This is a genomic window from Dechloromonas sp. TW-R-39-2, from assembly GCF_016864195.1.
In the GTDB taxonomy this organism is placed as follows: domain Bacteria; phylum Pseudomonadota; class Gammaproteobacteria; order Burkholderiales; family Rhodocyclaceae; genus Azonexus.
Map to the genome: position 1 here is coordinate 639,261 of NZ_CP045202.1, position 13,371 is coordinate 652,631.

Sequence of the window (13,371 nt, forward strand, 5' to 3'; positions counted from 1 at the left end):
AACACCTGTCTCTGCTATGCTTTTTGTAGTTAATTAGCGGGGCAGGCCGTGAAACTCAAATTCTCGAAGATGCATGGTCTGGGCAACGATTTCGTTGTCCTGGACGGCATTCGTCAACATATCGATCTTTCCCCGGCGCAATTGCGCTTTCTTGCCGATCGCAATTTCGGGGTCGGTTGCGACCAGATTCTGCTGGTCGAAAAGCCGGGACAGCCCGGCGTCGATTTCCGCTATCGCATCTTCAATGCCGATGGCAGCGAAGTTGAGCAATGTGGCAACGGGGCCCGTTGTTTCGTCCGCTTTGTGCATGATGTCGGCCTGACCGACAAGCGGGAAATCCGCGTTGAAACCCAGAAAGGCCTGATTTCACCGCGCCTTGAAGAAAATGGCGATGTCACGGTCGACATGGGAATTCCCCGGTTTTTGCCGAATGAGATTCCCTTCCTCCACGACGACGATGTCGTGATTTATTCGCTCGACGTGGCCGACGAAACACTGGAAATCAGCGTCGTTTCGATGGGTAATCCGCACGCCGTGCAGGTCGTTGAAAGTGTCGACAGAGCACCGGTGGGCGATCACGGTCCATTGATCGAAAACCATGAGCGTTTCCCGCAACGGGTTAATGCCGGATTCATGCAGGTCCTGGGCGAACATGCTATCAAGCTGCGGGTTTATGAGCGCGGTTCGGGTGAGACGCTGGCATGCGGGACGGGCGCCTGCGCCGCCGTGGTGGCCGGTATCCGCCGTGGCTTGCTGGTCTCGCCGGTTCGGGTGACGACGCGTGGCGGCGATCTGAGCATTGCCTGGGGCGGTCCCGGCCAAGCTGTTTTGATGACCGGCCCTGCGGTGACGGTCTTCTCTGGAGAAATTGAATTATGAGCGCCTTGTTTCCTGAGGAAATTGCCGAGTATCTGAAAGATAACCCGGGCTTTTTTGAGCACTATGCCGATCTGATGGCGCAGATTTTCGTCCCGCATCCACATGGCGGGCGGGCTGTTTCGCTGGTCGAGCGGCAAATGCTGACCCTGCGCGAGAAAAATCGCCAGACGGAAACCAAACTGGCCGAATTGATCGCTTTCGGCGAGGAAAACGATGCAATCAGCGAGAAAGTGCATCGCCTTGCCGTGGGCCTGGTGGCGGCTGAAACTTTTCAGGCGGTGATCCACCTGCTCAATTTTCACCTGCGCGATGATTTCTCCGTACCGCACGTTGCCTTGCGCCTGTGGAACAAGCCGGCCGACATTGATGATTTGCCCGAATTTGCCGCGGTGAGCGAAGAGTTGCAGGTATTTGCCGAAACGCTGGCGCGCCCTTACTGCGGCTCGACCGCCGGGTTCGGAACGGCCTCCTGGTTCGGCGAACATGCCAGTCATATTCGGTCGCAGGCGCTGATCGCCTTGCGGAACGGTGGCGGAACGATAGGCATGATTGCCCTGGGTAGCGAAGAGGCGCAACGTTTCTACGCCGACATGGGAACGCTTTATCTGGAGCGTCTCGGCGAAATGGTCTCCGCTGCGCTGGCTCGGGTCACCAAGAGCGTATTGTGATTGCGCTTTCTGCCGTCGATGCTTACCTGGCCGAGTTGGCCGAGCAGCGGCGGCAGTCGCCGCATACCATCAGCAATTATGGCCGTGACTTGCGGCGGCTGGTGATGCTGGCCGGCGAACTGCCCTTGTCGGACGTTCGCCTGCATCACGTTCGACGTTTTATCGGGCAGTTGCATGCCCAAGGCTTGTCCGGGCGTTCAATTGCCCGCCTGCTGTCTGCCTGGCGCGGATTCTTCTCCTGGCTGGGGCAGCACGATGCGGTACCGGCCAATCCCTGTGAAGGTCTGCGGCCTCCCAAGTCGCCCAAGCATCTGCCCAATGCCTTGTTGGTCGATGAGGCAGCTCGATTACTCGATCCGGTGGATGAGGGGGATAGCGTTCTGGCGGCGCGCGATATCGCGATGTCCGAGTTGTTTTACTCCTCCGGTTTACGTTTGGCCGAGCTGGCGGCGCTGGATTGCGATGCGCTCGACAGCGCCTTGCATGAAGGCGAGATCCGCGTGCTTGGCAAGCGCAGCAAGATGCGGCTGGTTCCTGTCGGCAGCAAGGCGCGCGAGGCGCTGGCGGCCTGGGCGCAGGTGCGTGGTTCCCTGGCGGGGCCCGAAGAGACGGCGCTGTTTGTCGGTCAGCGCGGTCGACGTCTCGGTCAGCGGATGATTCAGTTGCGCCTGTCACGTCAGGCCCAACTGGCCGGCTTGTCGCGCCACGTTCACCCGCACATGTTGCGACATTCCTTTGCTTCGCATGTGCTGCAGTCTTCGGGCGATTTGCGTGCTGTACAGGAAATGCTCGGCCATGCCAGCATTACGTCGACACAGGTTTACACCCATCTCGACTTTCAGCATCTGGCAAAAATCTACGATTCAGCCCATCCGCGTGCGAAACGTTGATGTTTGATTGACGGCGATGCGCCTTCGTCCTATGATTGGCGGTTTCGAAAAATAGCCGGAATCAAGGAGTTAGTCATGGCCATCACCCGTACCCGCCGTTCTTCCCTGGAACGCCGCTGCGTTTCCAAGTCCACCAAGCGTCTGTTCAAGAGCACCGGCAAGACCATGTTCAAGGTGATCTACGCTGCTGAATGCCACGCCCGTAACCGCAAGGCACTGGGTTAATCATTCGCTGAATTCCGAAGCCCCGGTTGCCGCAAGGTAACCGGGGCTTCTTGCTTTGACTGTCGAGAAAAACATGGCCCAGTTGATTCTTATGCCCGGCAAGGAACGCTCCGCGTTCAAGCGCCACCCGTGGTTGTTTGCCGGTTCGGTCGGTCGTCTGGAGGGCCGTGCCCGTCCGGGGGATACGGTCGAGGTGCTGGCCGACAACCTGCGTCCGCTGGGCCGTGCGGCCTACAGCCCGAAATCACAGATTCGCGCCCGTTTCTGGACTTTCGATGCTGAAGAGTCGGTCGATGACGGTTTCTTCAAGCGTCGGGTTGCTGCGGCCGTGGCGCGTCGCCAGGCATTGCCGGAATTGCGCGGGCAAGAAGGTCTGCGCCTGATTCATGCCGAGTCGGATGGTTTGCCCGGTGTCATTGCCGACCAGTATGGCGATACCGTCGTAATCCAGCTGACCTCGGCCGGGGCCGACAAGTGGCGCAAGGCGATTGTCGCCGCGCTGGTTCAGGCGACCGGGTGCCAGCGTATTTACGAGCGTTCGGATTCCGATGTGCGCGGCCTGGAAGGCCTGGAGTCGGCGACTGGCTGGCTGCTTGGCGAAGCACGCGACGAGCCGCTGAGCATCCTCGAAAACGGTGTGCGTCTTGCGGTCGACGTGGCTGGCGGGCACAAAACGGGTTTCTACCTCGATCAGCGCGACAATCGCCAGCTGCTTGGCCAGTTGTCGGCAGGCAAGGATGTGCTCAACTGCTTCTGCTACACCGGCGGCTTCTCGCTGCAGGCGCTGGCCGGCGGGGCGAACAGCGTGCTGTCGATCGATTCGTCCGGTCCGGCGCTGGTCCAGGCGCGGGCCAATCTGGCGCTCAACCCGCAGTTGCCGGCCGAGCGGGCGCAATGGCAGGAAGCGGATGTGTTCCAGGCGCTGCGCGATTTCCGCAAGGAGGGCAAGTTGTTCGACGTGATCGTGCTCGATCCACCCAAGTTCGCGCCCTCGGCGTCGCACGCCGACCGTGCAGCGCGGGCCTACAAGGACATCAACATCCTCGGCTGCCGTTTGCTCAAACCGGGCGGGCTGCTGATGACGTATTCCTGTTCCGGTGGCATCGGCCTGGAATTGTTCCAGAAGATCATTGCCGCGGCGGCGCTTGATGCCGGACGCGAGGCGCGTATTGTGCGACGCCTGGCCGGTTCGGCCGATCATCCGGTGGCATTGAACTTTTCCGAAGGCGAATATCTCAAGGGCCTGCTCGTTCAAGTCGATTAAACTTACCCAGTGAATCCGCTGCGCCATCTCCTTCTTGTTGCTGTTCTCTTCTTCGCCCAACTGGCGGCGGGAGCGCATGCGATCGACCATGCGGTCGACAAGGAAGGGGCGTTGCCGAACCATGTGTGCGAGTTGTGCCTCGCGGCGCACGATCTGGGTGCCGCCTTGCCCTCGCTCACCGCCTTGCCGCCGGTGCTGGCTCAGTATGTTCGTCCCGAACAGCTGCCGCATCTCGGGCGAACTGCGTTTCCCCCACCGCTGACCCGTCAGCGCGACCCGCCCGTTTCCTGAAAATCGTTCGTTTTTGACAGTCGACCGCAGCCGCCGGGGTTTTCCTGCGCGCGCGGTCGCGACAACGCATTTTCAGGAGAATTCCATGCACAAGCCATTTGCCATGGCTGCCCTGCTTGCCGCTTCCTGCGGCGCACAGGCGGCTACCGACAGCGATCTTGCGGCCATTCGCAGCCAGATCGATGAGATGAAAAAAACCTACGAGCAGCGCATTGCGTCGCTCGAACAAAAGCTGGCCCAGGCCGAAAGCCACAAGGGGGAAAGCAAAGCTGTTCCCGTTGCCACCCAATCCCCTGCACCGGAAACTGTCCCGGCGAACCGCGCAGGCACGCCGGCCAGTAGCTTCAATCCCGAGGTTTCGCTGATCCTGCAAGGTCAGTACAAGGACATGAAGAACGGTGCCGGACGCGGCATCACCGGCTTCATCCCGGCCGGTGGCCATGACCATGGCAGTGGCGCGATCGAAGGGATCAACAAGCGCGGCTTCTCGGTCGATCACACCGAGCTGGTCTTTGCGGCCAACATCGATCCGAACTGGCGCGGCCAGGCGATCATTGCGGCAGTCGACGGCAAAGCCGAAGTCGAGGAGGCGTGGTTCCAGTCGCTCGGTATCGGCCATGGCATCGGTCTGAAGGGCGGCCGTTTCCGCTCCGGCATCGGCTATCTCAACGAGCAGCATCCACATACCTGGGATTTTGCCGACGCACCGCTGATGTATCAGGCGATGTTCGGTACCGAGGGTGGTTATGCGCAGGATGGCATCCAGCTGAAATGGCTGGCGCCGACGCCGCTATTCCTCGAGTTCGGTGCCGAATTCGGACGCGGCGCCAACTTCCCCGGCAGCGACCGCAACAAGAACGGCAGTGGCGGCGGTGCGGTGTTTGCCCATCTCGGTGGCGATGTGGGTGAGGCCAACAACTGGCGGGCCGGCCTGTCCTATCTGAAAACGTCGGCCCGTGAACGCGAGTCGGTGTTCCGCGATGTCGGCGGACTGGAGGCACAAGGTTTCTTTGCCGGCGACTCGGCGACCTGGCTGGCTGATTTTGTCTGGAAGTGGGCGCCGAACGGCAATCCAAAATATCAGAACTTCAAGTTCCAGAGCGAGTATTTCGTCCGGCGCGAAGATGGCAACATGACCTGCAAGGATGAAAATGCGGTCGGCAATGCCTGTGCCGCCGAGGTGACGGGAACTTATCGCACCCGGCAGTCGGGCTGGTATGCGCAAGGGATTTATCAATTCACGCCGAACTGGCGGGCCGGTCTGCGCTATGAGCAACTGGACAGCGGAACGCGTGATTTCGGGATCAATGCGGCGAATCTCGCGGTCGACGCCTACAAACCGAAGAAATCGACGGCCATGGTCGATTACAGTTGGAGCGAGTTTTCCCGCGTCCGTTTGCAGTTCGCCCAGGATAAATCGATGCAGGGCGTGACCGAGAACCAGATCACCATGCAGTACATCATGAGCCTGGGTGCGCATGGCGCACACAAGTTCTAGGAGCGGATGATGAAACGATTATTCTCCCTGCTGCTGATGCTGGCGGCACTGCCGGCCTGGGCCAATCTCAACGTTTTTGCCACGGTGCCGGAGTGGGCCAGCCTGGTGCGTGAGATCGGCGGCGACAAGGTCAAGGTCTACAGTGCGACCAATGCGTTCCAGGACCCGCACCGGATTGAAGCCAAGCCATCTTTGCTGGCTCAGGCGCGGCAGGCGAACCTGCTTGTCGCGGCGGGCGCCGATCTGGAAATCGGCTGGCTGCCGCTGGTCATTCGTGACTCGGGAAATTCGGCCATCCAGGCTGGTCGACCGGGGTATTTCGAAGCAGCCAATTACGTCTCGCGCCTTGAGGTGCCGACGGTGCTGGATCGGGCGCATGGCGACGTGCATGCTGCCGGCAACCCGCATATCCACCTTGATCCGCGCAATGTGCTCAAGGTGGGCGAGGCGCTGGCTGCGCGCATGGCTGAACTCGATGCACCGAATGCCGCGGCTTACCAGGCGGCCTACAAGCTGTTTGCCGGAAAATGGCAGGCAGCTATCGGGCGCTGGGAAAAGGAGGCAGCTGGATTGCGCGGTGTGCCGGTGTTGGTGCATCACTCGTCCTTCGTTTATCTGTCCGCATGGCTGGGCTTGAAGGAAGTCGGGATGCTTGAACCGAAGCCCGGCGTTGAGCCAAGCAGCGGGCATCTCGGGAGTTTGCTGGCACGCCAGCAGAGTGCGCCGGCAAAAATGATCCTGCGCACCGCCTACAACCAGGAGGGTCCCAGCCAGTGGATTGCCGGAAAGACCGGCATTCCGGCGGTGCTGTTGCCATATACGGTGGGCGGGACGAACGAAGCGAAGGACCTTTTCGGTTTGTTCGATGACACCCTCCAGCGTTTGCAGAAAGCTGTCCGTTGACGATTTTATTAACCGTTGAAAATCTGGTGGCAGGCTGGCAACAGCCTGTTACGCCGGCGCTCGACCTGAGTCTGGCGGCCGGTGAAATCGTCGGCCTGACCGGACCCAATGGGGCAGGAAAGAGCACGGTCCTGGCTGCGCTGGCCGGCCGGGCGAAAGTTTTTTCAGGCCGCATCGTGCAACCGCCCGGCTTGCGGCTTGCCCTGCAAACGCAGGATGTACCACCGGTTGATGGTTTGCCTTTGTCGGGGCGCGAACTGCTTGCCCTGACAGCGGCCAGCCCTGCGGGGCTGCCGTCCTGGCTGAGCGAACGGCTCGACATGCGGCTTGATCGATTGTCCGGCGGGCAGCGCCACTATCTTGCCTTGTGGGCGATTCTGCATGCCCCGGCCGACCTGATCCTGCTCGATGAGCCGACCAATAATCTCGATGCGGCAGGGGTACGGCATTTGACGGCCCATCTGCACGATCGCGCCCGCGAAGGCGTCGGCATGATTGTTGTCAGCCACGATGCGGCATTTGTCGAGGCGGCTTGCGATCGTATCGTGACGCTGGGAGGCCGTGATGTGGAATGAACTGTTCCTGATCCCCTTCCTGACCGGGTTGGTGCTGGCCATCGTCCTGCCGCTGCTCGGTTGCTACCTGCGTTTGCGCGACGAATGGCTGGCCGCCTTGGCCTATTCGCACGTGGCTGCAGCCGGCGCTTTGCTGGCTTTGGTTTGCGGGATGGCGCCGATGATCGGTGGTGTTGCCGCCGCCGGTCTGGCCGGTGCGGCCAAGCGCCTGTTTGCCAGACGGCTCGATGGAGGCGCCAGCTTTGCCTTGCTGCTGATCGGCGGCTGGGCCGTCTCTGTCCTGCTCGCCGCCAATCATCCGATGGCTGAGCGCCTCGGTCATGCGCTGTTCGATGGCCAGCTTTATTTTGCGGCCACCGAGCAGTTCTGGCTGGCTGCCGGCGGTGGCTTGCTGGCCGTGATCCTGCTTCGCAAACTATCGTCCCATCTCCTGCTGGCGCATGTCTATCCCGATTTTTTCCGGATTCGTCGTCTCAAGGCCTGGCCTGTCCAGACCGGATTCGATGTGCTGGCCGCTTTGTGCCTGGCATTGGCCACCATGAGCATGGGCGTGATGGGGGCTTTCGCGCTGGTTTTCATTCCCCCCTGGCTGGCTTTCCGGCGTGCGCCGCGCTGGGCGGCAGGCTTGCGCATGGCCGTGTTGAGCGGGGTGCTGGCTTACGTGGCAGCCTTCCTGCTCGCCCTCGGGCTGGACCAGCCTTTCGGACCTGTTTTGGCCGTCTTGCTGATCCTTGTCGGGCTGGTGATTGCGTGAGGCCGGGGAGCATGCTAAAACACCGGCTCTGTACGCGGAGTCGTCATGGTTTTTTCCTTTTTCAAGAAGCAGCCTCAGCAAATGCCGAAGCGCCCGGCTGCCCAGCCTCGGGCCCAAGAGCCGGTTGTACCGCCTTTTTCGCCGCCGCCCGCACCCGAGGCGTTGAGCGAGCCTCTGCCGGATCTTGAATTTACCGTAACGCCCTTGCCCAAGCCGGTTGCGGCCAAACCTGCCGCTTTGCCGGCCGCCCCGCCGGTTGCTGCGGCGGCAAAGCCTCTGCCGCGTTCGCCGGAGCCGAACGACGATCTGGATTTCACCATTTCGCAGTTCGAGCGCGATTTTACTGATTCCAGCGTCATGGCCATCAATGTCGAGCACGATCTTGATCCGGCGCAGGGCGAGGTCGAGCGTATTGTCCTGTTGTTTGCCAACCGCCAGGATGCGGCGGCCCGCAGCGTTCTTGAAACTCTGATTCGTCATTACCAGGGCAACGAAGGGCGGCGTTTCTGGATGCTGCTGTTCGATCTCCTGCAAGTTATTGGCGACCGGCCTGCCTTCGAGCAACTCGGTATCGAATTCGCCGAGGCCTGTGAAACATCGCCGCCGGCCTGGCGCGAGGCAGCGGGTGAAGCGTTGGCCACCACCACCCTGTCCGGCGTTTTTACCTTGCAGGGCGTGTTGACCGCGGAAGATCTGAAAAGTGTGGCCAACATCGCCGGGGTGCTGGCCAAGCGCCAGCCGGTCCGGATCGATTGCAGTCGCCTGGTCGGTTGTGACGATGAGGTGGCCGGGCAATTGGCGGCCATGCTCGCCCAGGCCCGCCGCGAAGGCGTTGCGGTGGCCGTCGACGGTGTCGAGGCTTTTCTGGTCCGCCTGAATGAACGCCTGCAGACCGGGACGGCCAGTCATGAACCGGCATGGCTACTGCTGCTGGAGCTGCTGCAGCGCTATGCGGCGCAGGATGCTTTCGAAGAGCGGGCGGTCGATTATGCGATCACCTTCGAACGTTCTCCCCCTTCCTGGGAAAGCTCGCCGATCGTTCGTGGAAGCCCGCCTGCCTGCCCTGCATCGGTCGATGATGCCCATTTCCTGTATGGCGATTTGCGCGATCAGCGGTTTACCGAGCTGTCCGCCGCGCTCGCTCAGGTCGAGCTGCCGGTGATCGACTTTTCCGGTGTCAGCCGGATGGACTTTTTCTCGGCCAGCCAGCTGGCCAATTGCCTGACCCCCTTGAAGGCGGCCGGGCGTGAGGTGGTGATCCGCAGTCCGCATCATCTGGTGGCTGAACTGATGGCCCTGGTCGGACTGAACAAGGTGGCCCACATCATCGTTCCCAAATCTTGAATCTTAGGAAATAGCATGGAGCAATATCACGGCACGACCATCCTGTCCGTGCGCCGCGGCAATTTGGTGGCTATGGGCGGCGACGGTCAGGTCACGCTGGGCAATGTGGTGATCAAATCGACCGCACGCAAGGTGCGCCGGCTTTACCAAGGCCGCATTCTGGCCGGCTTTGCCGGCGGTACGGCCGATGCCTTTACGCTTTTCGAGCGTTTTGAAGCCAAGCTGGAAAAGCACCAGGGCAATCTGCTGCGTTCGGCCGTCGAACTGGCCAAGGACTGGCGTTCCGACCGCGCCCTGCGCCGTCTGGAAGCAATGCTTTCGGTGGCCGACAAGGAAGTCTCGCTGATCATCACCGGCAACGGGGATGTGCTCGAACCGGAACACGGCATCGTCGCCATCGGCTCGGGCGGTTCCTACGCCCAGAGCGCGGCGCGTGCGCTGCTTGAAAATACCGAGCTGTCGCCGCGTGACATCGTCACCAAGTCGCTGGAGATTGCCGGCGATATTTGTATCTATACCAACCGCAACTTTACGATCGAGGCGCTCGAATGAGTGGTGCAGAGATGACGCCGCAGGAAATTGTCTCCGAACTGGACAAGCACATCGTTGGCCAGCACAACGCCAAGAAATCCGTCGCGATTGCGCTGCGCAACCGCTGGCGCCGCGCCCAGGTGGCGGAGCCGTTGCGCCAGGAAATCACGCCGAAAAACATTCTGATGATCGGGCCGACCGGTGTCGGCAAGACTGAAATCGCGCGTCGTCTGGCCCGCTTGGCCAACGCGCCCTTCATCAAGATCGAGGCGACGAAATTCACCGAAGTCGGCTATGTCGGCCGCGATGTCGAGACGATCATCCGCGATCTGGTCGAAATGGCCATCAAGTCGCACCGTGAGCGGGCGATGAAGAGCATGCGCGCCCGGGCCGAGGATGCGGCCGAAGATCGTATTCTCGATGTGCTGTTGCCGCCGGCGCGCAGCCCTGGGTTTTTTGCCGAAAACAGCGAGTCGACCGCGACGGATAACACGACGCGCCAGAAATTCCGCAAGAAGCTGCGCGAAGGCGAACTGGACGACAAGGAAATCGATGTCGATCTCGCGGCGCCATCGATGCAGGCTGAAATCTTCGCGCCGCCAGGTATGGAGGAACTGACCCAGCAGATTCAGGGGATGTTCCAGAACATGGGCGGCGGCAAGAAAAAATCGCGCAAGCTGAAGGTCAAGGAAGCACTCAGGCTGCTGACCGACGAAGAGGCGGCCAAGCTGGTCAATGATGAAGAGGTCAAGCTGGAGGCGGTCAAGGCGGTCGAGCAGAACGGTATCGTTTTCCTCGATGAGCTCGACAAGATCGCCAGCCGTTCGGACAGCCATGGTGCCGATGTCTCGCGTCAGGGCGTGCAGCGCGACCTGTTGCCGCTGGTTGAAGGGACTACCGTGTCGACCAAGTACGGCATGATCAAGACCGACCATATCCTGTTCATTGCTTCCGGTGCCTTCCATTTGTCGAAGCCGTCCGACCTGATCCCGGAACTGCAGGGCCGTTTCCCGATTCGTGTCGAGCTGGATTCGCTGTCAGTGGCCGATTTTGAATGCATCCTGACCCAGACCGATGCTTGCCTGACGCGCCAGTATCAGGCCCTGCTCGAAACCGAGGGTGTGCATCTCGAATTTGCCGCCGACGGTATTCGCCGCTTGGCCGAGATTGCTTTCCAGGTCAATGAGAAAACCGAGAATATCGGTGCCCGTCGCCTGCATACCGTGATGGAAAAGCTGCTCGAAGAGATTTCCTTCGATGCCGGCAAGGCCGGGATGGAAACGATCCTGATCGATGCGGCGGTGGTCAATCAGCGGCTCGGTGAATTGGCGGCTGATGAGGATTTGTCGCGCTACGTGCTGTAAACGGTCGCTTCCGGCCATTTTCATCAATTATTTTCGGGGCATGACTTGGCCGACCAGAGTTTGACCTTCCGCTTGCTGGCGATTCTTTTCCCCATTTTCGGGATTGTGGCGGCCGGGTTCTTTTATGCCCGCAAACACAAGCCGGAAATGGCGGTCGCGAATCGCCTGAATATGGATATTTTCGTTCCAGCCCTGGTTTTTGCGGCCATGGCCGGCAAATCCTTCGATCTGCAGGCGTACGCACCGCTCGCTCTGGGTGGCTTCATCGTTCTGGCGACGTGCGGCATTCTGGCCTGGGGCATTGCCGGACTGATTGGCAGCCAGCCGAAAACGCTGGCGCCGCCGATGATGTTCAACAATTCCGGCAATATCGGCCTGCCGCTTGCCGTGCTGGCTTGGGGAGAAGCAGCGTTGCCGGCGGCGGTCATCTTGTTCATGGTCGAGAATACGCTGCATTTTTCCTTCGGCGCCCGCCTGCTCGACCCGACGACCCGAATTCTGACCTTGTGGCGCATCCCCGTCGTTTTTGCCGCAATTGCAGGGTTGACCGTGGCATTGCTCAATATCGCGATTTGGCCGCCGCTGATCATCGCCATCAAGATGCTCGGCGATGTTTCCGTACCGCTGCTGCTGTTTTCACTCGGTGTGCGGATGACCGATGTGTCGTTCAGCGAATGGAAAGTGGCGACCGGCAGTGCCATTCTCCGCCCGCTGGCCGGGATGCTGATTGCGACCGGCGCGATTCAACTGCTCGGCTTGCAAGGGCGGGATGCCGCGATGTTGCTGGTTTTTGGCGCTTTGCCGCCGGCTGTGCTCAATTTTCTGTTTGCCGAGCGCTACAAGCAGGAGCCGCATCGCGTTGCTTCCATCGTCTTGATTGGCAACCTCGGGGCCTTGTTTTTCCTGCCGCTGGCCCTGGTGCTGGTGCTTTAGACGGCGTTGCCAGGCTCAGTCAGATAGCGCGAATCAGCCCAGCCGCCCGAGTTGGCGGCGGTCGCGTTTGGTCGGGCGGCCGTGCAGGTCGGCTGCCGGATCGGCCTGATACTTGCGCATTTCCTGCCGAGCTTCGCGGGCAGCAATGCTCTCGGCGCTTTCTTCATAAAGCAGCCGGGCTTCGGGGGCGGGGCCGCGTTTGTCGGACAGCGCCTTGACGCTGACCTGCCAGCAAACTTCGCCGTTGCTGATTTCAAGCCGGTCGTCGATCCTGATTTCGCGGGCCGCCTTGACCCGGGCACCATTGACCTGGACCTTGCCGCCGTTGATCGCTTCGCTGGCGAGCGAGCGTGTCTTGAAGAAACGCCCGGCCCACAGCCACTTATCGAGGCGCAACTCGGGCTCCGGCAGGCTGGCACTGGCCTTCGCCACGGTCGATGATCTGGCCATCGACGCTGATTGCCTGCCAGCGATAACGCTGTTCATCCAGTTCCAGGCGCATGAAGCCCCAGTTTCCGTAGTGCGCCCGGTTTGAGCGGGCATTGCTCCAGCCTGCGCCGTAAAGGACGGCACCGGCATTGCCGCTGATGAATGAGGCGACGCCGAAGGGCGAGGGTTTGCCGTCGCGGTCGACGGCGGGCAAGGCTTCGAAATGATGGTCGTGCCCGTGCAGCGTGAAGCTGGCCTGGCCTTGCAGGCGTTCCCACAGCGGCTGGGTAAAGCGGTTGTCGCCGTGCTTGCCGGAAGACCAGCGCGGGTGATGCCAGGCGGCGATCAGGCATAGCCCGGCTTGTGCCGGCAGCTGCTTGTCGAGCCAGCCCAGTTGTTTTTCCCATGCGTCATCGCGCAGATTGCTGTTGAGCATGACCAGGCGCCACGGCCCGCCGAGCGATTCGATACGCGGCACCGGACCGGGAAATACACTGAAAAATCCGCTTTGTTCGCCGGCGTGCCAATCATGGTTGCCGGGGACGGCAAAGCGGGTTTTGAACGGCGCGTAATGCTTTTCGTGACAGGTTTGCAGTTGCTCATGAGTTGCGACCGGGTAGCCCAGATCGCCGACTTCGATGAGGCTGGCCTTGCTCCAGTCGGCTTGCTGCTGCAGCGCCCGCACCACTTGCGCGGTTCCTTCAAGCTCGCAATCGCCAGTATCGCCGATCACGAAAAACACCCGATTTTCGGCGTTGACCGCAAGGCTGGCAGCACCAAGCAGTGCGGCCAGCAGGACATGCCTCAAGCGTCGTTTCATGAC

16 protein-coding genes are annotated in these 13,371 nt (G+C 61.0%); 14 read left to right on the top strand and 2 right to left on the bottom strand.

Translation table 11 applies throughout. From position 1 onward, the window contains the following. The first annotated feature begins 48 nt into the window (after positions 1 to 48). From dapF to GBK02_RS03240, 14 genes are all read left to right on the top strand, one after another. Positions 49 to 879 carry a diaminopimelate epimerase gene (gene dapF / locus GBK02_RS03175; protein ID WP_203468327.1) on the top strand — a complete coding sequence of 277 codons (831 nt, stop codon included), beginning with the start codon at positions 49 to 51 and terminating at the stop codon, positions 877 to 879. Next, complete coding sequence (locus tag GBK02_RS03180; protein ID WP_203468328.1) at positions 876 to 1,547, top strand: DUF484 family protein; 672 nt, start codon at positions 876 to 878, stop codon at positions 1,545 to 1,547. The genes dapF and GBK02_RS03180 overlap by 4 nt, the downstream gene beginning before the upstream one ends. Beyond that, positions 1,544 to 2,437 carry a tyrosine recombinase XerC gene (gene xerC / locus GBK02_RS03185; protein WP_239003145.1) on the top strand — a complete coding sequence of 298 codons (894 nt, stop codon included), beginning with the start codon at positions 1,544 to 1,546 and terminating at the stop codon, positions 2,435 to 2,437. The genes GBK02_RS03180 and xerC overlap by 4 nt, the downstream gene beginning before the upstream one ends. A gap of 75 nt (positions 2,438 to 2,512) precedes the next feature. Continuing rightward, positions 2,513 to 2,662 carry a hypothetical protein gene (locus GBK02_RS03190; RefSeq protein ID WP_203468329.1) on the top strand — a complete coding sequence of 50 codons (150 nt, stop codon included), beginning with the start codon at positions 2,513 to 2,515 and terminating at the stop codon, positions 2,660 to 2,662. A 73-nt stretch (positions 2,663 to 2,735) separates the two neighbouring features. Beyond that, entirely contained in the window at positions 2,736 to 3,926 is a 1,191-nt protein-coding gene (locus GBK02_RS03195; protein WP_203468330.1) for a class I SAM-dependent rRNA methyltransferase, read from the top strand. 9 nt (positions 3,927 to 3,935) lie between these two features. Next, positions 3,936 to 4,217 carry a hypothetical protein gene (locus GBK02_RS03200; protein WP_203468331.1) on the top strand — a complete coding sequence of 94 codons (282 nt, stop codon included), beginning with the start codon at positions 3,936 to 3,938 and terminating at the stop codon, positions 4,215 to 4,217. An 85-nt stretch (positions 4,218 to 4,302) separates the two neighbouring features. Further along, on the top strand, positions 4,303 to 5,715 hold the full coding sequence (locus GBK02_RS03205) for a TonB-dependent receptor (RefSeq protein WP_203468332.1): 1,413 nt from the start codon (positions 4,303 to 4,305) through the stop codon (positions 5,713 to 5,715). Positions 5,716 to 5,721: 6 nt separating this feature from the next. Beyond that, positions 5,722 to 6,618, top strand: a complete 897-nt coding sequence (locus tag GBK02_RS03210; protein WP_203468333.1) for a metal ABC transporter solute-binding protein, Zn/Mn family — start codon at positions 5,722 to 5,724, stop codon at positions 6,616 to 6,618. 26 nt (positions 6,619 to 6,644) lie between these two features. Further along, positions 6,645 to 7,193, top strand: a complete 549-nt coding sequence (locus tag GBK02_RS03215; protein ID WP_239003146.1) for an ATP-binding cassette domain-containing protein — start codon at positions 6,645 to 6,647, stop codon at positions 7,191 to 7,193. Then, positions 7,183 to 7,947 carry a metal ABC transporter permease gene (locus GBK02_RS03220; RefSeq protein WP_203468334.1) on the top strand — a complete coding sequence of 255 codons (765 nt, stop codon included), beginning with the start codon at positions 7,183 to 7,185 and terminating at the stop codon, positions 7,945 to 7,947. Before GBK02_RS03215 ends, GBK02_RS03220 begins: the two co-directional genes overlap by 11 nt. 45 nt (positions 7,948 to 7,992) lie before the next feature. Beyond that, on the top strand, positions 7,993 to 9,291 hold the full coding sequence (locus GBK02_RS03225) for an STAS domain-containing protein (RefSeq protein WP_203468335.1): 1,299 nt from the start codon (positions 7,993 to 7,995) through the stop codon (positions 9,289 to 9,291). A gap of 15 nt (positions 9,292 to 9,306) precedes the next feature. Next, entirely contained in the window at positions 9,307 to 9,843 is a 537-nt protein-coding gene (hslV, locus tag GBK02_RS03230; RefSeq protein WP_203468336.1) for an ATP-dependent protease subunit HslV, read from the top strand. A gap of 11 nt (positions 9,844 to 9,854) precedes the next feature. After that, positions 9,855 to 11,186: an ATP-dependent protease ATPase subunit HslU gene (gene hslU, locus GBK02_RS03235; protein ID WP_203469283.1), complete on the top strand. Its 1,332-nt coding sequence runs from the start codon at positions 9,855 to 9,857 to the stop codon at positions 11,184 to 11,186. Between the two features lie 45 nt (positions 11,187 to 11,231). Further along, a complete protein-coding gene (locus tag GBK02_RS03240) occupies positions 11,232 to 12,119 on the top strand; it encodes an AEC family transporter (RefSeq protein ID WP_239003147.1) in 888 nt (295 codons plus the stop codon). Positions 12,120 to 12,152: 33 nt separating this feature from the next. On the opposite strand, the gene GBK02_RS03245 is transcribed toward GBK02_RS03240, so the two are convergent. Further along, positions 12,153 to 12,569, bottom strand: coding sequence for an RNA-binding S4 domain-containing protein (locus tag GBK02_RS03245; RefSeq protein ID WP_203468337.1), 417 nt, complete (start codon positions 12,567 to 12,569; stop codon positions 12,153 to 12,155). Further along, positions 12,502 to 13,368 carry a metallophosphoesterase gene (locus GBK02_RS03250; RefSeq protein ID WP_203468338.1) on the bottom strand — a complete coding sequence of 289 codons (867 nt, stop codon included), beginning with the start codon at positions 13,366 to 13,368 and terminating at the stop codon, positions 12,502 to 12,504. Before GBK02_RS03250 ends, GBK02_RS03245 begins: the two co-directional genes overlap by 68 nt. Positions 13,369 to 13,371: the final 3 nt, after the last annotated feature.